The organism is Faecalibacillus intestinalis (genome assembly GCF_015097455.1).
In the GTDB taxonomy this organism is placed as follows: domain Bacteria; phylum Bacillota_I; class Bacilli_A; order Erysipelotrichales; family Coprobacillaceae; genus Faecalibacillus; species Faecalibacillus intestinalis.
Genome location: NZ_AP024085.1, coordinates 2,468,102 through 2,489,289, shown reverse-complemented (window position 1 = coordinate 2,489,289; position 21,188 = coordinate 2,468,102). Strand labels below are relative to the sequence as shown.

The following is a 21,188-nucleotide window of genomic DNA, read 5'->3' as shown; positions in this document are numbered from 1 at the left end:
AAATGGAATTTATAATTGATACAGTAAACTTAGAAGATATAAAAGAAGCAGTAGAATATATGCCAATTGTAGGAGTAACAAGTAATCCTTCAATCGTAAAGAAAACAAGTCCAAAAGACTTCTTTCAACATATGAAAGAAGTAAGAAAAATCATTGGAAAAGAAAGAAGTCTTCATATTCAAGTGATTTCTAAGGAATGTGATGAAATCGTTAAAGAAGCCCATCGTATTATTGAAGAAATTGATGATCAAGTTTATATCAAAGTGCCTGTTTCTTATGAAGGAGTCAAAGCTATTAAACAATTAAAGGCAGAAGGAATAAATGTAACAGCGACAGCTGTTTATGATTTGATGCAAGCCTATATGGCCTTGGCAGCAGGAGCATACTATATTGCACCTTATGTCAATAGAATAGGGAACCTAGGAAATGATCCAATGGAACTGATCAATGAATTATCTAATAGAATCGTACAAGATGGTTATGATTGTAAGATATTAGCAGCAAGCTTTAAAGGGGTACAACAAGTAAGAGATGCCTTCAATTATGGAAGTCAAGCAATCACAGCGCCAGTAGAAGTCTTAAAACAAATCTTTGCGAATCCAAGTATTGAAAAAGCGGTAAATGATTTCAATAGTGATTGGTATGATGTTTATGGAGAAGGTAAAGGAATTTGTGATTTATAATAAAAGAAATGCTCAAGTTCATTTGAACGGAGCATTTTTTAATATTCTTTTTTGTTTAAAAGTTTTAAACTAATGTGATAAGAAATTATATTACAGATGAATGTGAATATAACAGTTGCAAGTGTTACCATAGATAAATGATTTTCTATAAGTGAATCAATAATTGTTTCTAAATCAAAACCAATGAATTTTGTTAGAAAATAAATTAGAGCTACAAATAAGAAGATACCACCAAAAACAATGATCATTGCAAGTTGACTTCTTTGTGCTTCAAAGTAGACTCCTACAGGAGTTATGATCGCAATCACAAAATAAGAAAACATAAGTGTTAGTAGGCAACCTTGTAGAAAATCACTATTTAGAAAATGAAATGATTGTTGAATACGATAGTAACCTATACTTGAAATACAAATCGCTAAGAATAGAAAAAGTAATCCTAATAAAATACCTAAGCTATATTTTTGTTTAAGATAATCTTCTTTTTTTATAGGCAAAGTAAATAAAGATGTAAAGCCATGATTGATACTATCATAACTAATTGTACTCATTAAAATGATACCTGGAAATACACTGAAATAACCTAAAACAAAGGTGGGTTTCTTATAGAAATAAGAAGAGCCAAAACCAAATAAAACAAGAAAGAGAAAGAGTAATTTGCTTTCTTTGATATATGAAAAATCTTTAATAAATAGTCCCTTCATTTTATTCACCCCTTAACATCATAGAAAATAAAGTATCAAAATTATTCTTTTCAATAATAATTTCTGGATAGTTTTCTTGATAGAATTGTTTTTGATTTGTTAAAGCAGTATAACCATAATTTTCTTTTCTCGTCTTTATAAAGTAATTATGATCTACTTGATTAAATTGTTCTTCTGTTAATTTTAACAAACCATATTGATCTAATAAACAATCCGTTGTTTCATGGAATATAAATTTGCCATCATCAATCATATAAATATCATCACATAGACCTTCTAAATCAGAAGAAATATGAGAACTAATTAAAACTGAACGGTTTTCATCTTCTTCCATAAATTCTCGAATTAAGTCAATGATTTCTTCTCGAGCAAGAACATCTAAACCATTTGTTGGTTCGTCGAGAATAAGAAATGAGGCATGATGTGATAAGGCAATTAAAACATTGAGTTTTGCTTTCATACCGGTAGAGAATTCATTGATTTTTTTATCTAAAGGAAATTGATATTGTTTACATTTTTGTAGAAAGTAATCTAAATCAAAATCTTTATAGGTGTTATTTAAAAGATTTATTAAATCTTTCAATTTAAGATATTCACATAAAGAAATATTAGCTAGTGTACAACCAATTTTATTTTTATCAACATCTTTATAATCTTTATCTAAAAGTGTAATATCACCAGAATCGATATGAATGAGATTTAAAATGGCTTTAAAAAGTGTAGTTTTTCCTGAACCATTTTTTCCTATTATTCCAGTAATGGAACCGGGTTTTATTTCTAATGAACAATCTAAATGAAAATGTGAATAAGTTTTTTGAATATGATTAACTTTTAACATATTACTCCTCCATTAATAGTTCTAGCATTTCTTTAATTTCTTCATAACTCACACCAGCTTGTTTTCCTTTTTGAATGGCTTTTTCTAAATAATCTTCTATCTCTTTTCGTGCTTCTTCTAGAAGTGTTTCTTCATTAACAGCAAGAATAAAAGTTCCTTTACCATGAATTGTTTTAGTAAGACCTCCGTTTTCTAAAAAATCATAGGCTTTTTTTACAGTAAGAGCACTAATTTGTAATTCTTTAGCAAGACTTCTTACAGAAGGCAAAGCATCATTTTCTTTTAAAGTGTGGTTATTGATTTGTTTCTTTATCTGATCGACAATTTGTTCATAAATTGGAATCATAGATGAGTGATTAATAATTATGCGCATATAAGTCCTCCTCCATCTATAAACAGTATATAACAGTATAAAACAGTTTGTCAACTGTTTGGGCAATCCAGCCAATGAAATAGTGAGAGAACGATGATAAAATAAGGCAGAAGGAAGATGAAGATGATGAGTAATCATGTTATTGGATATGGAATGAATGAGGTTGTAGAAACAGCAGTTACCATGTTTTAAAAATCTGAGATAAGCGTAAATACTTGCAAGAAAATTATTAATGCATGCCTTGATAGTTCATGTAGATATGATAGGAATAAATATGAAACTATAGAGTATCTTTATGAAGATTATTATGGAAATTGTCTGAAAAAAATTGAAAAAAGGAAGATCAAGTTGTACTTGGGCGTTGGGAAATTCCTAGTGAAATTAGAGAAGCTATTGTAGCACCACAAATTTGTAAAGAATGTTATAACAAGTTGTCTCAAAAATATGATATGGAAAAAGCATTTGTTCCTGACGATGAAAAGCATGTGGTAAATTTTATATTTTTTGTTGAAATATTTTATTTAAAAGATAATAATAGTTGAAAAAGGAGTGTTGAATATGACTGAAAAAGAAAAGATGGAAGCAGGTTTATGGTATGATGCGAATAATGATCAAGAACTCATAGATCAAAGATTAGTTTGTCAGGATTTATGCTTTGAATTAAATCAACTAAAACCAAGTGGTGAAAAAAGAAATGATATAATTGAAAAGATTTTAGGATATTTTCCAGAAAATCTTGTTTTGTTAAGTCCTTTTACAGCAGATTATGGAAAAAATATAAAATTAGGAAAGAATGTTTTTGTGAACATTAATAACTATTTTATGGATGGGGCATCCATTGAAATAGGTGATCATGTTTTTATTGGTCCTTCTTGTGGGTTTTATACAGCGAATCATCCATTGAATTATACAAGAAGAAATCAAGGACTAGAAAAAGCTTTACCAATTAAAGTAGGGAATAATTGTTGGTTTGGGGCCAATGTTTCTGTGATGCCAGGAGTTACCATTGGTGCGGGGTGTGTGATTGCAGCAGGAGCAGTGGTGACTAAAAATATGCCAGACAATAGCCTGATTGCAGGTGTTCCAGCAAAAGTCATTAAAACAATTGAACAATAAAAATGACCTCCATTGGAGGTCATTGCCTTTTATTTTAATAAACCTAATTCAATCATTTTTAATCCGATGTCTACAGAGTTATAAGCAGCACCTTTCATTAATTGGTCACCTGTAATCCATAAACTTAAAGCGTTATCTTTATATAAATCTTTTCTAACGCGTCCAACGTGAGTTAATTCATCACCAATAAAGCTTGTTGGCATTGGATATACTTGGTTAGCTAAATCATCACATAAATCGATACCTGTACTATTTCCTAATAATTCAAAGACTTTATCCATATCGATTGTTTTTTTAGTTTCAATATAGATTGATTCACTATGTCCACGTAAAACAGGAACACGTACACAAGTCGCATTGACTTCAATATCTTTATTGAAGATTTTTTTAGTTTCATTAACCATTTTCATTTCTTCTTTACTATATCCATTTGATAAATCAAATTTATCAACTTGAGGAATACAGTTGAAAGCAATTGGAAAATGTTTTTTATCTCCAGCACAAGGTAATGTTTTAGCAACAGGTTCTTTACCATCTAAAACTTCTTGGCTTTGACGATAAAGCTCTTCCATACCAGCAACACCAGCACCAGATACAGCTTGGTAAGTAGAAACAACGATTCTTTCAATATCAAATTCATCATTTAATCTTGTTAATGCACTACACATCATAATTGTTGTACAGTTTGGACAAGAAATAATTCCATGATGATTTACTAATGCTTCACCATTTACTTCAGGTACAACTAAAGGAACATTAGGATCCATTCTAAAATGTGAAGTATTATCAATATTGACACATCCAGCTTCTACGGCATATTTCATATATTTTTCTGAAATACTTCCACCAGCAGACCAGAAAGCAACTTCAACACCTTCAAAACTGTTTTCAGTTAATTCTTCAACAACAAATTTATGTCCTTCAAATTCGATTTCTTTTCCAGCACTTCTTGCAGAAGCTAATAATTTAATACTTTCAAAAGGAAAGTTAAATTGGAAAACACATCTTAACATTTCACGACCAACGGCACCAGTAGCACCTACAATAGCAATTTTAAATTTTTTCATTTTTATAATCTCCTTATCCTCTTACTTTGAAAATAACAGCATTTTCATCATTTAATTTATTTTTTAAATCAGCTAATTCAATTTCTTCTGTTATATAAATATGATCATCTTTTTCACTATAGTATGTTTCATAAGGAATATCTACAGGTTTAGATGCTCTTACATAATAGCGTGAAGAAGAAATAGGGTAAACATGTTTACAATCTTCATAATCATGTGACCATCTTTCTACTTGGTGTGTTTTCATGATATCACTGACAACAGCTGAAGCAGTGACATAACGTCCAGCACCACGACCATAATAGATGATGTTATTAACATAATCGTTATCGATTTCAACAACGTTGTAAGAATCCATAACATTAGCAACAAGTTCATTTAAATTAACAAGTGTTGCGGAAACATCAATTCCTAAACCATCTTTAACAGGTTTTGCTTGAGCAATCATTTTAAAACGATAACCTAATTTTTTAGCATAGTCCATATCAAGCTTTGTCACATTACGAATACCACTTGCTTGAATTTGATCAAAATCAACAAATTTTTGATAACCATTTTGTGCTAAGATACAAATTTTATGAGCAGCATCAATTCCATCTAAGTCTAAAGCAGGATTAGCTTCAACATATCCTAAACCATCTGCAATTGATAAGGCTTCATCAAAATCAAGATTTTCATTTTCCATTAAAGTTAAAATAAAGTTTGTTGTTCCATTTAAAATACCAACAATTTCTTTAGTGTTATTTGCAATCAAACTTTCTTTTTGACTTGCTAGAACAGGAATACCTCCCCCTACAGAAGCTTCATAGAAAATATGTACATCATTTGCTTTAGCAGTTTGGAAAATTTCTTTTCCATAATGAGCTAATAAAGCTTTATTAGCTGTAACTACATGTTTTTTGTTATTTAATGCTTCTAAGATAATGTTTTTCGCAATTGTTGTTCCCCCAATAAGTTCAACCACGACATCAATTTCCTCATCATTAATAACATCATGATAATCTTTTGTATAGATAATTTCCTTAGGTAAGTCTACTTCTTCAAGACCACACCCGTATTTAACAACAATTTCTTGTTTCATTACTTTTTCTAAACGTGTTTTTTCATTTGTAAGAATTTCAATGACCCCATATCCTACAGTACCAAGTCCAATAACACCTATTTTCATGATAGTCCCCCTTATAATAAAAATAGACCAAATGGTCTATTGAAAACTTAACATAAACAAACCATTATTCTTGAGCTTTATTTTTTAAATGCATCAATAATAGTTTTAATGGTTATCATAGTTAAGCCTCGCTTTCTTTACTTTTTTGATATAATAGCATGATTGTATACAGTAGTCAATTTTTTCTCATAGTTTCTTTCCTTATATTATATTAATAATAAAATCTTGGATTGTTGACTTTGTATACAATATTCAATATAATAAATTCAATTATTGGAGGATATAGCGATGAATAAGACATATGTAAGTACGCGTAATCATCAAGATCAAATCAATTTCTATCAAGCAATTGTACAAGGAATTGGTGATGATGGGGGATTGTTAGTGCCTAATTTTGATTTTCAAAAATTAGATTTAAATAAATTAGTTCAATTAAATTATGTAGATTTAGCAACAGAGGTGATTTCAACTTTTGTTCCTGAAGATGGTAAAGAACTTATCCATCAAGCATGTTTAAATGCATATGGAAAAGGTTTATTTCCAGAAATTGTTGTTCCTGTAAAAAAAGCAGGAGATGTTTATGTAGCTGAATTATTCCATGGACAAACAGCTGCTTTTAAAGATATGGCATTATCTTTATTACCACATTTAATGACTTTATCTTTAAAACAATTAAAAGAAGATCGTGAAGTCATGATTTTAGCAGCAACAAGTGGTGATACTGGTAAAGCTGCTTTAGAAGGATTTAAAGATGTTGAAGGAACATGTATTAAAGTATTTTATCCATTAGATGGAGTAAGTGCGATTCAACAACAACAAATGGTTTCTCAAGAAGGAAAAAATGTTAAAGTTGTTGGAATTCATGGTAACTTTGATGATGCTCAAAGTGCTGTAAAAGTAGCGTTTGGAGATAAAATGTTAAAAGAAGTAAGTGATCAACATCATGTTTTCTTATCTTCAGCTAACTCGATTAATGTAGGACGTTTGATTCCACAAATCGTATATTATTTCCATAGTTATTTTGAACTTGTAAGAAATAAAGAAATTGAAATGGGTGATCAAGTAAACTTCTGTGTGCCTAGTGGAAACTTTGGAAACTGTTTGGCAGGATGGTTTGCGAAAAATATGGGTCTTCCTGTTAATAAATTTATTACCGCATCTAATAAGAATAATATTTTAACTGATTTCTTTACAACAGGTAAATATGATGCTAATAGGGAATTCTTTAAAACAAATGCACCGGCAATGGATATTTTAGTATCAAGTAACTTAGAAAGACTTGTATGGTATATGTCTGGAAAAGATGGTGATAAGGTTAAAGAATACATGGAAAAATTAAAAGCAGATGGTATTTATGAAGTTGATGATGAAACATTTGCACGTATTCAAGATCAATTTAAAGCAGGATATTTAAATGAAGAAGAAGTTTTAAAAACAATTAAAGATTGTTATGAAGATAATGGTTATGTTTTAGATACACATACAGCATGTGGTTATGGTGTATTAAAACAATATCAAAAGGAAACTGGAGATCAAACTAAAACAATCTTACTTTCAACAGCTTCACCATATAAATTCCCTGAATCTGTTTATAAAGCATTATTCAATGAAGAATTAGATGTTTATGATGCAATTGAAAAATTAAATGAAAAAACAGGTGTAGCAGTACCTAAACCATTAGTTGGAATTAAGGATAGAGAAGTGCTACATAAAACACATATTGATAAAACAGAAATTATTAATTTTATTAAATCAGAAATGGAAGGACTTTAAAGAATGAAAGTCAAAGTCAAAGTACCAGCAACAAGTGCCAATTTAGGACCAGGATTTGACGTTGCTGGATTAGCGTTAACTTTATATAATACCTTTACTTTTGAATTAAATGAAGGTGGATTAAATATTACAGGTTGTCCAACACAATTTTGTAATGAAGAAAACTTAACATACCAAGCTTTTAGCCAAGCAGCTCAAAGCTGCGGTTTAGATTTTAAAGGTGTCAATATTCATTGTGAAAGTCAAGTTCCTTATACAAGAGGTCTTGGAAGTAGTTCAACATGTATTGTGGCAGGAATCGTTGGAGCATTTGCTTTTAAAGACAAAACAGATGATCGACAAGAAATTCTTGAACTTGCGACCAAGATTGAAGGACATCCAGACAACGTTGCACCAGCTATTTTTGGTGGTTTAACAGTTTCGGTCATGGAAGAAGAACAAGTACTTACATTAAATGTTCCTGTAAAACATGAATATCGTTTTGTAGCTTTAATTCCACCATTTACTTTATCTACTGAAGAATCACGTAAAGTGTTACCACAAACATTAGATCGTCAAGATGCAATCAAAAATGTTTCCCATTTAGCTCTTGTCGTTGCTTCTTTGATTAATGGTTATGATGATGGTTTAAAATTAGGATTTAAAGATCGTTTACATCAACCTTATCGTGGTAAGTTGATTCATAATTATGATGAAATTATGAATGTTTTAGAAAACGATGAAAATGTTTTAGGATGTTATTTATCAGGGGCAGGACCTACTTTAATGGCAGTTATTCGTGAAGAAGATAAAATGGGTGTTGTTCGCTTAAAAGAAGAACTTGGATCATTATTAAATGATTGGGAAGTTATTAAATTAGAATTAGATCATAAAGGTTATACTTGTGATTATGAATAAGGGATAAGGAGATTTTACTCCTTATCTTTCTTTTTTTCTTCAATAATGCTTAGATAATCAATACTTTTTTCTAAAAGTTTAGAAAGTAATTTCCAAGTATCGAGGGACATTTCTCTTTCGTTATTCTCATAGTGAGAGTATGTACGCGGGGATACATGGATCAATTTAGCTATGTCTTTTTGTTTTAAATCTTTATCCTCCCTGGTATTTTTTAAATTAATATAAATATATTTCTTCTTTTTAGTCATTTTTTACCTTTCTTTATTTCTCTACTAACACGCTATAATCATAGTATCAACGGAGTATGGAGTGTTCTTATTTTCATTATATGGAAAGATTAATTAGAATTGTTGTAATGGAACAATTTGGTCTTTTTTTTGATAAATTCATCATTTAGACATATTATTTGTTATAATGAAAAATACATGGAGGTATTAATATGGAAGGTATTACAGAAATTGATAAAACTGAATATATAGATGAATGTAAAGAAATTGTAAGAAATGAAATATCAGAGGAATTATCTGATGAAATGCTTACAATTGTAACAAATGAAATTATGGATACATGTTTATTTATTGGTGGAGATTTTAAAAAAGAAAATATTATAGATATTACAAAACAATATGTTACAATGGGTGGCATTCGAAGAATCAAGAAAGCACATGAGGATATTTAAAATGCAACATTATTGTGAAATTCCTACACCTAAAGGTACACTTAGAGGTTTTTTTCATAAACCTAATCAAGATAAACATCCGGTTTGTTTGATTTTTCATGGTTTTACGGGACAAAAAACAGGAACAAAGTTTTCTTATGTTCAATTATCCCGTATGTTAGAATCAAAAGGAATAGCATCATTTCGTTTTGACTTTTTAGGAAGTGGAGAAAGTGATGGTAATTTTGTCGATATGACTTTTCAAGATGAACTTTCTTGTGCAAGAGTGATTTTAGAAGAATGTTTAAAAATGGAAAATTGTACTGAAATCTATGTTTTAGGTCATTCAATGGGTGGCGCTATTGCTAGTGAACTTGCTAAGCTTTATCCAGATGTGATTAAAAAGATGGTCCTATGGGCACCTGCTTTCAATTTACCAGATGCGCTTCATTATTTAACAGGACAAGTTGAAAGAGCGAAAACTTATGATCATGGTGGGTATGAAATATCAGATGATTTTGTAGAAGATATTTTAAAAAGAGATTTTTATCAAGAATTAGATACTTATCAAAATGATTTACTTGTGATTCATGGAACAAAAGATACAACAGTTCCTTATGAAATCAGTAACAAATACATGAAACTATTTCATAAAGGAACAAAGTTTGTTTCGATAGAAGATGGCAATCATAATTTTGATAAACTAGCTGATATTAAACAAGTTTTAAAATTAACTTTAAAATTTTTTGAATAATGTGTTTAGCACATTATTTTTTTATCAACAAATTTGTTGTAATATAATACTATACGTTATATAATATTATTGTAAAAAGAATAGGAGGGCAAATATGATATTTAATACAGGGGCTGCTTTGTTAGACGCCATTGTTTTAAGTGTTGTCGCTAAAAAAGAAGAAGGAACCTATGGTTATAAAATTACACAAGATGTGAGAAAAGGAATCGATGTTTCAGAATCGACACTCTATCCTGTCCTTAGAAGATTACAAAAAGATGATTGTTTAGAGACATATGATAAACAAATTGATGGTAGAAATAGAAGATATTATAGAATTACAGATAATGGAAAGAATAAATTAGAGATGTATAGAAATGAATGGATAAGTTATACAGAAAAAATTAATTCATTATTAAAAGGAGGGGATAATAATGAATAAGGAACAATTTTTAGATGAATTGGAAAAATTATTACAAGATATAGATTCAATAGAAAGAGATGAAGCACTTAATTATTATCGTGATTACTTTGAAGATGCAGGAAGTGAACATGAACAAGAAGTTATAGATGAATTAGGAACACCTGAAAAAGTTGCACAAACAATTAAAGAGGGACTGGATATAAATGAGCAAGAAAATGAAGAAGTAATTCATCATTATAATGAAAGAAATACAAGTATATTACGAGGAATCATTGTTGTTTTATTAGTTTTACTTATTTTACCAACAATTGGTGGTGTTGGTGGTTTAGTAGTAGCAGCGTTTGGTTTATTTCTTTCAATTGTATGTATCGGTATATTTGGTACATTTGGATTGTTATGTGCTTTAGTTGCTTTAGTTGTTGTTGCTATTAAAATGTTTATGGATGGTTTAATTGCTGGTGGTCTTATTTGTTTAGGTGTTGGTTTATTATTATTTTCTTTAAGTTATTTAACTTCTTTAATGACAGTCAGTATTTTTAAATATTTACCCCAAGCATTTAGAGCACTCATTGATTTAGGTAAAGATATTTATAATAAGGTGGTGGATTAATATGAAAATTTATAAATGTATTGCACTTGTAACATTAATTCTTGGTCTTGCTTTATGCGTTGGTGGTGTTTTGATGAATGGCTTAGATCAATTACCTGGTGAAGCACAAAAAGTAACGAATTATGTTAAATTTAAATCTTTTGGTAAAGCAAAAGATGTTAATTTGGAATTAGGTGTTGATGCTCATTGTAACCTTGATTTAGAATTATCAGCATTAAATGGTAAAATCGTTTATTATGATGGAAATACAATTAAAGTAGAAGGAAGTCATGTTAATAAAGATTATGATTTTAAATATAATGGACAAGTTGCAGATATTTCTTTTACGGGTGTTACTCGTAAAAAAGAAACAAGTAACCTTACTTTATATATTCCAAGAAATATTCAATTTAATCACATTGATTTAGATATTGATGCCTCAAAGATTACAATTGAAGATTTACAATGCAATCAATTAGAAATGGAAAGTGATACAAGTAAAGTAACAATCAAACATTTACTTGTTAAAGGAAATACTGATATTTCTAATGATATGGGGGATCTTGAGATTTCAAATTTAGATACGTATAACTTAGATTTAGAAAATGATATGGGAAATGTATCTTTAGTGATGACAGATACAAGAGATCAATATAAAGTGACAAAAGATGGAAGTATGAGTTCTATTCATATAAGTAATGCAAGTCAAGTAATAGGAAATAAAAATATTGATATCGATACAGATATGGGAAATGTCACAATTCATTTTAAGGGGGAATAATAATGAATAAAAAGTTATATCGTTCAACTAAAGATAAGGTATTAGCAGGTGTATGCGGAGGACTTGGAGAATATTTTGATGTAGATCCAACGCTTGTAAGACTTGCTTGTGGTTTGCTTTGTTTATATGCAGGAACAGGACTTCTTGCCTATGTTGTTGCAGCATGTATTATACCTGTAGATCCAAGATAGTTTTTATTTGATATTAGAATAAAAAATATTCGATTTTGTCGCATTATTTTGTTGACATTGATATTGTGATTTCATATAATTAAAAAGGTTTCATAGGCAAAAACCTTTTAAAGTCCCCGGTAAGGATAAACAAAGGAGAAAAGAAAAAGATGAGACAAACAACAATGGCAAATGCTGCCACAATCGAAAGAAAATGGTATGTAGTTGACGCAGCTGGACAAACATTAGGTCGTTTAGCTTCAGAAGTTGCTACAGTGTTAAGAGGGAAAAATAAACCTACTTACACACCACATGTTGATACTGGTGATTATGTAATCATTATCAATGCTGACAAAGTAGTTATGACAGGTAAAAAATTAGAAAACACTAAATATTACCGTCATTCAGGATGGTTAGGTGGTCTTAAAGTTAAGACAGCTAAACAATTCTTAGAACAAAATCCAACAGGATTTGTTGAAGCAGCAGTTAAAGGTATGTTACCACATAACACTTTAGGTAGAAAACAAGGAATGAAATTATTTGTTTATGCTGGTGATAAACATCCTCATGCAGCACAAAATCCAGTAGAAATGAAAGTGAAAGGGTAAGGTGAAAGATAATGGCAAACGTACAATATAGAGGAACAGGTAGAAGAAAATCTTCTGTAGCACGTGTTATCTTAACACCAGGTACAGGAAACTTCGTTATTAATGGAAAAGAAGCTAGAGAATATTTAGCATCAGACGTATTAAACATGATCGTTAATCAACCATTAGAATTAACAAACACTAAAGACAAATTTGATGTAACTGTTAATGTTTATGGTGGAGGGTACTCAGGACAAGCTGGTGCAATCCGTCATGGTGTTGCTAGAGCTTTATTACAAGCTGGTGACGATTATAGACCAACATTAAAAGCTGCAGGATTCTTAACTCGTGATTCACGTGTTAAAGAACGTAAAAAATATGGTCTTAAAAAAGCACGTCGTGCTCCACAATTCTCTAAACGTTAATTTATACGTTTATTCAGAGAAATTCAAAGAAACTCAAATCGGCAAAACTCGATTTGGTTTTTTTGTTTTTTGTAAAATAAATAAAAACGGTATGCAACTAGTATGCAACAAATAAAAATGGAATGACCTAATGAGTGTCATTCCATTCGTTCATTTTTTCTTCTAATAAATTAAAATTGCAATAAGCAAATTTAATTATGTTTGTTTTCTTTTGATAATTGATAATACTTATGGTTTTATCAAAAATTGTTTTTTTCTTTCTTTTGCAAAATTCATACTCTTTTGCAAGTAAGTCTCGATCTTTGTGGTTGCGTATATCAATTTCATGATAACAATTATTTGCAACAGGAATTGCTTTTTTTAAATCAATAACAGATAATAGTTTTTTGATTTCGCCATTGCCTATATCTTTAATAATATCTAATTTATGTACTTCTGTTTTGTTTATGTTTTCGTAAATAACCAAGTAATCAGCACCATTATTTTTCAATTTTAAATGTTTTGGTTTTGCGGAGGTTAAAGGAACAAAATAAGGAATTGAGTTATTGTATATAATGATTCCTACATAGGGTTTATTTTCATAATCATGACGTTGCTTATTCAAATAAACTTCAGAATCATAAGAATATAAGTATTTAATATAATCTATATCTATAGTATAAAATTTCACTTTAATCACATTCCCTTTTTGTAAAATAAAAGGAAGGATTTGCATCCTTCCACACTTTAACGCCCTACACTTGTGGCGGTAGGAGCCGTACTGTTCGGTAATTTCTACCTTCAAATAAATTATACACAATTAAGTGTACAAGTCAATTATTAATATTGACTTATACATTATATTCATATTACTTATTTTTTATACTTTCTGGATAGTAAATACTATTAACTGCATCAATCAACAAATTAATATCAATATGCGTATAAACTTTTTCGGTCAAGCTCATTGCTCCTTTATGTCCAACAATAATTTTTTGATATGTAGGAGATACTTTCGCTTCAGCTAATAATGAAATACAGGTATGTCTACAACAATGAGGTGTTTGATCAAATCCAAGTTGTACCATTAATGGGAGAAAATAGCTATCATAGTAATTTCTATATTTGAATTGTTTATTTTCTTCGGTGTGTAATAAATATTCTCAATTATGCAACAAATTGGATTTTGAAAACAACTTGCATATTAAAATACTAAATGCTATAATCTAATTGCAAGTTAGAGATCATTGTATCAATGCAAAAAGGTAAGAATGTGTCAGATTCTTACCTTTTTTGAAATTTTAGAGTGTTCTTAGCACTAGGCTCGTTATCGTTTGAATATCTTGTCCAACCATTTGCATATGTAGTATACTAATACACCTGCCACGACAGATATTATTAAGTTAGAAATCATTGTATCACCTCCTTTCAGGGGAGGACGATAACAAAGTAATTATATCAAATATTGTCGATAATGAATATGAAATGCTAAGTTAAATTTAAAATATACATATACAATATATTTATTTTTTTGTATAGATTAATTAGTGATGTTGTTCTTCCCTGAAAACATAAAAAATTAATAATATATTTTTAGGTTTGTTAATAAAGTTTTAAAGCGTTTTGACAATGCAACTTATATGCAACAAAATTACGCTATCTCCCTTAATTTATCGTGTTTTGTAATTCTCAAAATGTTAGTAATAACTTTTATGAGATATCTAAAGAAGTATTTTAACTTTGTAAGAAGTTTGAATACTTCTTTTTTTTAAAATAAGGATATACTGACAATAATGAATATAGTAAAGAATGGTTAAATTTGAAACTTTGTATTATCATAAGAAATCAATAATATTATTACAATGGGTAGAAAATAGAATTACCTAGATGTTGGTTGAAATATTGGAATATAGTAGAATGTAAATTTGAAAGAAATTTATATTTGTGTAGGTATAATAAATGATAACGTGTGAAAATGCTTCATTATATCAATATACTCTATGATAATAAAAGTGCTTCTCACGGTACCTTAAATAACAAAATTTATAAAATAGTACCATGAATTTAGGATTTATGCTATGATAGTGGTAAAGATTGGAGGAAAAATCATGTTTAATAATGTGTATCCAAGAGAAAAGTATTTAAAAAAAATCCGTCCGTTTTATGATTCGGATATTATAAAAGTAATTACCGGCATTAGAAGGTGTGGAAAATCATTTATTTTAAAAGCTATTATGAATGAGTTGATTGATAGAGGAATCCCAAAAACACAAATTATTTATATTCCTTTAGATAGAAGAGGGTACAAAAATATAAAAACTTCTGAAGAACTCGAAACAAAAATAGAATCTATGCTAGGTGATGATGAAAATTATTATTTATTTATAGATGAAGTGCAAAATGTTTTTGGGTTTGAAAGTGTAATTCATGCATATGCTGAAGAAGGATATTCAATATTCCTTACTGGTTCAAATTCTTATTTACTAAGTGATGAAATTTCAACAAAACTTACAGGTAGGTATCTAAACTTTGAAACTTTTACACTAGATTTTTCAGAGTATTTAGAAATGAAACGATTCTTTAAAAAGAAAATAGATCAAGATATATATGTTGAGTTTGAAGAATATATTTTAAATGGAGGCTTTCCAAAAACTATAGAGTTTGATGATATTCAAGCAAGGCAAACATACACTAGAGGAATTATATCTGAAATTTTTGAAAAAGATGTTAAAACAAGAAAAAGAATTTCAAATGTTCCAGTATATGAAAGAGTACAATCTTTTCTTTTAAATAATTATTCAGCACCATTTTCGCTAAGTAATCTGCTTGAATGTTTGGAAAAGGAAGGATATAAAACAAAGGCAACAACAGTTAGAGGTTATATCGAAGATTTAAAAAAAGCAAAAATAATATATGAGTGTAATCGCTTTGATCTTAAAAGTAAAAAATCTTTAAGAAGAGAACAAAAATATTATTTATCAGATTTGGCTATATATTTTGCTATGAATACGGATAATAGATTGAGTTATGGACCTTCACTTGAAAATATGGTTTATTTATATTTAGCGAGCCAAGATTATCAAATTAGCATTGGTAAAATAGGTAAATTGGAATGTGATTTTATTACACGGAATACGAGTGGTGATTACGCATATATTCAAGTTACTTATACCATGCAAGGTGAGGATATAAAAGCCACAGAACGGATTAAGGAGAGAGAGTACAGACCATTTAGAAAAATAAGGGATGGTTATCCTCGCTATATTGTTTCATTAGATAGATTTCGTGATCAACAAGAAGGTGTTCATCATATAAATGCTATTGATTTGTTTTTAGGTAAAGAAAAAATATAATGTGTAATAAGTTATTTTGCATTGTTTTGACAATTCGACTATTATGTAACAAAGTTATCAAATATGCAACAAATTGGATTTTGAAATCAACTTGCACATTAAAATATTAGATGCTATAATCTAATTGCAAATTGGAATGCAATTAACATCAAAACGAAAAGGTAAGGAATGGTACGCCTTACCTTTTCTATTTTTAAGAGTTAGCTATTGTAGGAAAATAGTCATTTATAAATATAATATGGTTTACAATACAATTGTTAGAATTTTTTTTATTAGAACTATATTATTATTTTCCGGCTACACAACCGCTATCAACAGGAAGTATAACACCATTTATAAAGGATGATGTATCTTCACATAAGAATAGTGCTGCATTAGCAATATCTTCTGGTTTTCCTAAATGACCAGCTGGGTTTGATTCTTCTGCTTGTTTATAAGCTTCAGGCGCAATTTCTTTAAGTGAATTTACTAATTCAGTTTCAATAGTACCTGGGGCAATAGCATTAATAGTAATATTAGATGTTGCGTAATCAAGTGCAGCTGCTTTTGTGATACCCACAACACCATGTTTTGCTGCACAATAGATTGAATTTCCTTTGACCCCTAATAGTCCAGCACCTGATGCAGTGTTGACAATACGTCCAAAACCATTTTCTTTCATTATTTTTATTTCTTCAATCATACAGTTTGTAACAGCTATTAAGCAAATTCCAATTACTTTATTGACTTCTTCACTAGTACATTCATCAAGTGGTTTTGCTGGAATACCAAATCCTGCATTATTCATAGCGTAATCTAGTTTTCCAAATTGTTCTTTTATCCATATATAGGCACTTTTGATTTCATCAATATCAAATAAATTAACATGTTTATAAACAACTTTTTTTCTTTGATCACATAATTCTTTTGCCAAAACTTCTCCTTTATCGTCTTGAACATCAAAAATAATAACTTGACAACCTCTATCAGCAAACATGCGAACCATAGCTTTTCCTATTCCGCTTGCTCCACCAGTAATTAATACAATACGATTTTTCATTTTTCTACCTCCAAATTTGATTATATATAAATTATAATTTATGGAGTAACTCTATAGTCAAGGAAGGTTTTATTTATCTAATTTAGGTATGATTGCTTCTAAATATACATGAAATTGCAGAAATAAATCTTGTATGATATAATTCTATATCAATAAAACATAGGAGTAACTTAAATGTTAAGGAGTTTAGATTATGAAAATTAGTGATGCAGCTAAATTGTTGGGAATCTCTACAGATACAATACGTTATTATGAAAAAGAAGGAGTTATTACTCCAAAAAGAACAAGTAAAAATAATTATCGTGATCTAGACAATAGAGATATTATTTCATTATTGATTTGTATATATAATCGAAAAATTGGCTATTCTATGAAAGAATCGGTAGAATATGTTGAAGGTATACCAGTTTCTAAAATAACAGATATTTTAAATAAAAAAATTGATGAACTAGAGCTAGAAGTAAAAGAAACTAAAAATCTTATTAATTATTTAACAACTTTAAAAATGGAGTCAGAAATAGACTTTTATAATATTGGAAACTATTGGATTACTGTTGAACCTAAATGCTATTTATTGCCATATGCAAAAATTTCTCAATCAGAAATATGTTTTACTAAAGATAATCCAAGATATTATGCAAAATTATTTGAATATCTTCCGTTTATTAACCAAGCACAAGTAACTAATGTAGAAAATATATGTGATTCTCCACAAAGTGTAACAGAGTGGTTTTTTGTAATACCAGAAATTATTTATAATCAAATTCCTCAAGAATTTTTAGAAGATGCAAAAGTTATGCCAAGGAGACATTGTTTAAATACGGTTGTTATTAATGAAGATTGGGAATACCCAAATACTGAAATTTTTAGAGATATTTTTAGTTATTTGAAAAAACACAATATTAAATCTTGTGGAATTGCAACAGCAACTTATCCAAATTACTATTTTCAAGAAAGTGGTAAAAAAGTACGTTATGCGAAAGTTAAAGTACCTATAGAATTGAAAGGCGTATAAAAAATATAGATTTTATAAAAGTGTGCATATTTATTTTTTTGTTTTATAATATGAATATATTTAGAAAAGGAGAAATTTTATGAAAAAGAAATATGAAGTTCTTTTTTATATCGATAAACTATCTACACAAAAAAATCAAAATAATCCCTCTAAAATGTTATTTTCAACGAAAGAATTAGCAAGTTATTTAAATATTCAACGTTCTAATTTATCTGCTATTTTGAATGAGTTAGTTAGAGAAAACAAATTAGAAAAAATATCTGGGAGACCTGTGCTTTATAAAATACATAATAAATTAGATGAAAATGATCTAATCTTTAATCAACTTATAGGGGTTAATGGAAGCCTCGCTAAGCCCATTCAAGATATTAAATCAACGCTCTTATATCCTGGAAAAAAACCTATTATTTTATTGACAGGGGAAAGTGGTACGGGTAAGAGTTTATTTGCTAAAAAAATATATGAATTTTGCAAAGAAAAAGGACTTGTTAGTCAAAGTGGGCAATTAGTGAAGTTAAATTGTAAGTACTTTATGAATGATGAAACTATGATTAAAAATATATTTGTTGATTATAGAAAATCTACTATAGATAAAGCAAAAAACGGAATGATTTATTTTGATAACGTTCATTTAATACCAGAAAAATATAAATCAATTATATATGATTTAATTGAAATGAGTTCAATAAAAGAAAATAATTTTATGGTTGTTTTGTCATCTGATTACTTTAATGAAAATGCTTTAAAAAGCAATGCTCTTGATAATATATCAATAAAAATTGATTTACCTTCTTTAGATAAAAGAGGATTGGTTGAAAGACTAGAAATAGTGCAAGAATGTTTTAAAAATGAAGCAAGAAAAATCGATAAATCGTTTGTTGTTGAACCTGAAACCTTAGAATGTTTATTGCTTTATCATTGTAAAAATAATATAAAACAACTTATAAATGATATTTCTAGTGCATGTTCACATGCTTTTTTGAAGAATTTAGATAATGATTCAAATGTTTATGTTTATCTTGACGATTTTCCAATCTATGTAAAAAAAGGATTTATTTTTTATAAAGAAAAGGACATAGAACTAAATAAAATTATTTCACATGATTTTTTATATTATTATTCAAAAGACACTATTGAAAAAGTAAAAATAAAAGAAAGTAATTATACTGTTTATGAACATCTTGAAAAACAAGGCACACGAAAAACTGATACCTCTCTTTTATTGAAAAATAGATATGAACAATTGATATCATATTATAGGCAATATATTGATAAAGAAAAAATAGATGAGTTGACCATTGGAAAATATGTTTCACAAGATATTATAGATATAGTAAAAGAATTTTTAGATAACTCATCACAAAAATTAAAAAGAATATTTACTCAAGATGTCTTTCTTATTTTATCGCTTCATTTGACAAAAATAATAAATAATAATCAAAATGAATATATAAATTTTGATTTAAATCAGGTAATAAATAAATATCAAAAAGAATATATATTAAGTTTAAAATTAATAGAAAATCTTGAGAAAAGATATAAAATATCCATTCCATTAGGTGAAGCGATAAATGTAGTTTTAATTTTACTTTTGAATCAACTGAAAGAAACTGAAAATAAACCAGTATTACTGATTGCTATGCATGGAAAGAACGTTGCAAATTCTCTTGCTGGTGTTGTTAAACAAATGTCAAATAGTAATAGTGTTTATTCATACGATCTTTTATTAGAAAAGAAAATGCAAGTGGCTTATGAAGAAATGAAATCATTGATAGAGAAAATTAATAGAGGAAAGGGTGTATTACTTATATATGATATGGGTTCTGTAAAAACTATGGGTAAATTAATATCTAAAGAAACAGGTATAGATATTCGTTTTATTGCTGCCCCCTCCACAATACTTGCCTTGGAAACTGTAAAAAAGATGAGTTGTAACGATAATTTAGATGATATTATGTCTGGATTGGAACAAAGTTATCAACATTATTTTCCTACTATTGTTGAAAACTATTATCGCCAAAAAAAGAAAAATATTATTATCACTTTATGTATGAATGGCGAAGGTGGTGCTATTCAAATAAAAAAATATTTAGAAGATTCATTGGAATTACAAGATATTGATATTTTTCCATTATCAATGAGCAATCAAAAAGAATTACTGTTTAAAATTAATGAATTAAAAAAGTTATATAATATTTTATGCACAATGGGACCATTTGATCCTCAATTATATGGCGTTAAATTTATTTCAATAACTCAATTATTCAATACGCCATTAGATAAATTAACTTTATTAATTTCAAGTTCTGATCAAGATATTGTCATAAAAAAGAAAATAAAATATTCATTAATATTTAATAATATTGAGAAGCAAGCACCTAATATTGATATTGATATCTTGAAAAAAGTATTGCCAAAATTTATTCAGGAATTGGATCATCAGTATAAATTGTCCTATGATAAAAAGATAGGGATTATTATGCATCTTAGTGGAGTTATCTGTAGTTTGGTTGATAATATTCCAATTCCTAAAAAATTTAATTATAAAAATATAATTTTGACACATAAAAAAACTTATGAATATTTATATGATATATTAGAGATAATAGAAGAACCTTTTCATATTCGATTTTCTGATTCTGATATTGCAAGTTTGATTATGATTATCAAAGAAATTTAATACTTATTTTAGTAGCTTATTGTAAAGTAAGCTATTTTTTTATTTATTAGTGTATAAAGTGTATAAAAAATATTTAATAGTAATAAAAAGATAAAAATTTATTGCTTATAGAAATATAAATTAAAGTAAGAAATAAATA

24 protein-coding genes are annotated in these 21,188 nt (G+C 28.4%); 15 read left to right on the top strand and 9 right to left on the bottom strand.

Annotation, left to right across the window (positions count from 1 at the left end; translation table 11 throughout):
- The first annotated feature begins 2 nt into the window (after positions 1–2).
- Entirely contained in the window at positions 3–683 is a 681-nt protein-coding gene (locus Fi14EGH31_RS13255; protein WP_200764919.1) for a fructose-6-phosphate aldolase, read from the top strand.
- A 38-nt stretch (positions 684–721) separates the two neighbouring features.
- On the opposite strand, the gene Fi14EGH31_RS13250 is transcribed toward Fi14EGH31_RS13255, so the two are convergent.
- The 3 genes from Fi14EGH31_RS13250 to Fi14EGH31_RS13240 are packed head-to-tail and all read right to left on the bottom strand — an operon-like array spanning position 722 to position 2,595.
- Entirely contained in the window at positions 722–1,384 is a 663-nt protein-coding gene (locus Fi14EGH31_RS13250) for an ABC-2 transporter permease (protein ID WP_200764918.1), read from the bottom strand.
- A 1-nt stretch (position 1,385) separates the two neighbouring features.
- Complete coding sequence (locus tag Fi14EGH31_RS13245) at positions 1,386–2,222, bottom strand: ABC transporter ATP-binding protein (protein WP_022002690.1); 837 nt, start codon at positions 2,220–2,222, stop codon at positions 1,386–1,388.
- 1 nt (position 2,223) lies between these two features.
- A complete protein-coding gene (locus tag Fi14EGH31_RS13240; RefSeq protein WP_022002689.1) occupies positions 2,224–2,595 on the bottom strand; it encodes a GntR family transcriptional regulator in 372 nt (123 codons plus the stop codon).
- 558 nt (positions 2,596–3,153) lie between these two features.
- Here Fi14EGH31_RS13240 and Fi14EGH31_RS13235 point away from each other — a divergent pair.
- Positions 3,154–3,711, top strand: coding sequence for a sugar O-acetyltransferase (locus Fi14EGH31_RS13235; RefSeq protein WP_117813593.1), 558 nt, complete (start codon positions 3,154–3,156; stop codon positions 3,709–3,711).
- 29 nt (positions 3,712–3,740) lie between these two features.
- Here Fi14EGH31_RS13235 and Fi14EGH31_RS13230 read toward each other — a convergent pair whose 3' ends face one another.
- Together Fi14EGH31_RS13230 and Fi14EGH31_RS13225 are read right to left on the bottom strand one after the other, a co-directional pair.
- Positions 3,741–4,778, bottom strand: a complete 1,038-nt coding sequence (locus Fi14EGH31_RS13230) for an aspartate-semialdehyde dehydrogenase (RefSeq protein WP_107030051.1) — start codon at positions 4,776–4,778, stop codon at positions 3,741–3,743.
- A 13-nt stretch (positions 4,779–4,791) separates the two neighbouring features.
- Positions 4,792–5,946, bottom strand: coding sequence for a homoserine dehydrogenase (locus tag Fi14EGH31_RS13225; RefSeq protein ID WP_200764917.1), 1,155 nt, complete (start codon positions 5,944–5,946; stop codon positions 4,792–4,794).
- Between the two features lie 288 nt (positions 5,947–6,234).
- On the opposite strand from Fi14EGH31_RS13225, the gene thrC reads away from it, so the two are divergent.
- Both thrC and thrB read left to right on the top strand, forming a co-directional pair.
- The gene (gene thrC / locus Fi14EGH31_RS13220) at positions 6,235–7,719 is read left to right on the top strand and encodes a threonine synthase (RefSeq protein WP_022002685.1); all 1,485 of its coding nucleotides are present in this window, start codon (positions 6,235–6,237) and stop codon (positions 7,717–7,719) included.
- 3 nt (positions 7,720–7,722) lie between these two features.
- Positions 7,723–8,616: a homoserine kinase gene (thrB, locus tag Fi14EGH31_RS13215; RefSeq protein ID WP_107030054.1), complete on the top strand. Its 894-nt coding sequence runs from the start codon at positions 7,723–7,725 to the stop codon at positions 8,614–8,616.
- Between the two features lie 14 nt (positions 8,617–8,630).
- On the opposite strand, the gene Fi14EGH31_RS13210 is transcribed toward thrB, so the two are convergent.
- A complete protein-coding gene (locus Fi14EGH31_RS13210) occupies positions 8,631–8,864 on the bottom strand; it encodes a helix-turn-helix domain-containing protein (protein WP_022002683.1) in 234 nt (77 codons plus the stop codon).
- Between the two features lie 191 nt (positions 8,865–9,055).
- Here Fi14EGH31_RS13210 and Fi14EGH31_RS13205 point away from each other — a divergent pair, with 191 nt between their 5' ends.
- The 8 genes from Fi14EGH31_RS13205 (at position 9,056) to rpsI (ending at position 12,983) form a co-directional block, all read left to right on the top strand.
- Complete coding sequence (locus Fi14EGH31_RS13205; protein WP_117574898.1) at positions 9,056–9,295, top strand: hypothetical protein; 240 nt, start codon at positions 9,056–9,058, stop codon at positions 9,293–9,295.
- Between the two features lies 1 nt (position 9,296).
- On the top strand, positions 9,297–10,028 hold the full coding sequence (locus Fi14EGH31_RS13200) for an alpha/beta hydrolase family protein (protein ID WP_107030055.1): 732 nt from the start codon (positions 9,297–9,299) through the stop codon (positions 10,026–10,028).
- Positions 10,029–10,122: 94 nt separating this feature from the next.
- On the top strand, positions 10,123–10,449 hold the full coding sequence (locus Fi14EGH31_RS13195) for a PadR family transcriptional regulator (RefSeq protein ID WP_022002680.1): 327 nt from the start codon (positions 10,123–10,125) through the stop codon (positions 10,447–10,449).
- Positions 10,442–11,041 carry a DUF1700 domain-containing protein gene (locus Fi14EGH31_RS13190; protein WP_200764916.1) on the top strand — a complete coding sequence of 200 codons (600 nt, stop codon included), beginning with the start codon at positions 10,442–10,444 and terminating at the stop codon, positions 11,039–11,041. The genes Fi14EGH31_RS13195 and Fi14EGH31_RS13190 overlap by 8 nt, the downstream gene beginning before the upstream one ends.
- 1 nt (position 11,042) lies before the next feature.
- A complete protein-coding gene (locus Fi14EGH31_RS13185; protein WP_117574900.1) occupies positions 11,043–11,801 on the top strand; it encodes a DUF4097 family beta strand repeat-containing protein in 759 nt (252 codons plus the stop codon).
- A gap of 2 nt (positions 11,802–11,803) precedes the next feature.
- Positions 11,804–11,992 carry a PspC domain-containing protein gene (locus Fi14EGH31_RS13180; protein WP_022002677.1) on the top strand — a complete coding sequence of 63 codons (189 nt, stop codon included), beginning with the start codon at positions 11,804–11,806 and terminating at the stop codon, positions 11,990–11,992.
- Between the two features lie 149 nt (positions 11,993–12,141).
- On the top strand, positions 12,142–12,579 hold the full coding sequence (rplM, locus tag Fi14EGH31_RS13175) for a 50S ribosomal protein L13 (protein WP_022002676.1): 438 nt from the start codon (positions 12,142–12,144) through the stop codon (positions 12,577–12,579).
- Positions 12,580–12,590: 11 nt separating this feature from the next.
- Positions 12,591–12,983: a 30S ribosomal protein S9 gene (gene rpsI / locus Fi14EGH31_RS13170; RefSeq protein WP_022002675.1), complete on the top strand. Its 393-nt coding sequence runs from the start codon at positions 12,591–12,593 to the stop codon at positions 12,981–12,983.
- 127 nt (positions 12,984–13,110) lie between these two features.
- Here the strand turns inward: rpsI and Fi14EGH31_RS13165 are convergent, their stop codons facing one another.
- Both Fi14EGH31_RS13165 and Fi14EGH31_RS13160 read right to left on the bottom strand, forming a co-directional pair.
- Positions 13,111–13,653 (bottom strand): type III toxin-antitoxin system ToxN/AbiQ family toxin, encoded by a 543-nt coding sequence (locus Fi14EGH31_RS13165; RefSeq protein ID WP_158561725.1) that lies wholly within the window; start codon positions 13,651–13,653, stop codon positions 13,111–13,113.
- 178 nt (positions 13,654–13,831) lie between these two features.
- Entirely contained in the window at positions 13,832–14,050 is a 219-nt protein-coding gene (locus Fi14EGH31_RS13160) for a site-specific integrase (RefSeq protein ID WP_200764915.1), read from the bottom strand.
- Between the two features lie 1,020 nt (positions 14,051–15,070).
- Between Fi14EGH31_RS13160 and Fi14EGH31_RS13155 the strand changes: the two genes are divergently transcribed.
- Entirely contained in the window at positions 15,071–16,315 is a 1,245-nt protein-coding gene (locus tag Fi14EGH31_RS13155) for an ATP-binding protein (RefSeq protein WP_107030058.1), read from the top strand.
- Between the two features lie 286 nt (positions 16,316–16,601).
- On the opposite strand, the gene Fi14EGH31_RS13150 is transcribed toward Fi14EGH31_RS13155, so the two are convergent.
- Positions 16,602–17,354: an SDR family NAD(P)-dependent oxidoreductase gene (locus tag Fi14EGH31_RS13150; RefSeq protein ID WP_107030059.1), complete on the bottom strand. Its 753-nt coding sequence runs from the start codon at positions 17,352–17,354 to the stop codon at positions 16,602–16,604.
- A gap of 193 nt (positions 17,355–17,547) precedes the next feature.
- On the opposite strand from Fi14EGH31_RS13150, the gene Fi14EGH31_RS13145 reads away from it, so the two are divergent.
- Together Fi14EGH31_RS13145 and Fi14EGH31_RS13140 are read left to right on the top strand one after the other, a co-directional pair.
- Positions 17,548–18,369 carry a MerR family transcriptional regulator gene (locus tag Fi14EGH31_RS13145; RefSeq protein WP_107030060.1) on the top strand — a complete coding sequence of 274 codons (822 nt, stop codon included), beginning with the start codon at positions 17,548–17,550 and terminating at the stop codon, positions 18,367–18,369.
- Between the two features lie 79 nt (positions 18,370–18,448).
- Positions 18,449–21,049 (top strand): PRD domain-containing protein, encoded by a 2,601-nt coding sequence (locus Fi14EGH31_RS13140; protein WP_107030061.1) that lies wholly within the window; start codon positions 18,449–18,451, stop codon positions 21,047–21,049.
- The last annotated feature ends 139 nt before the right edge of the window (positions 21,050–21,188 follow it).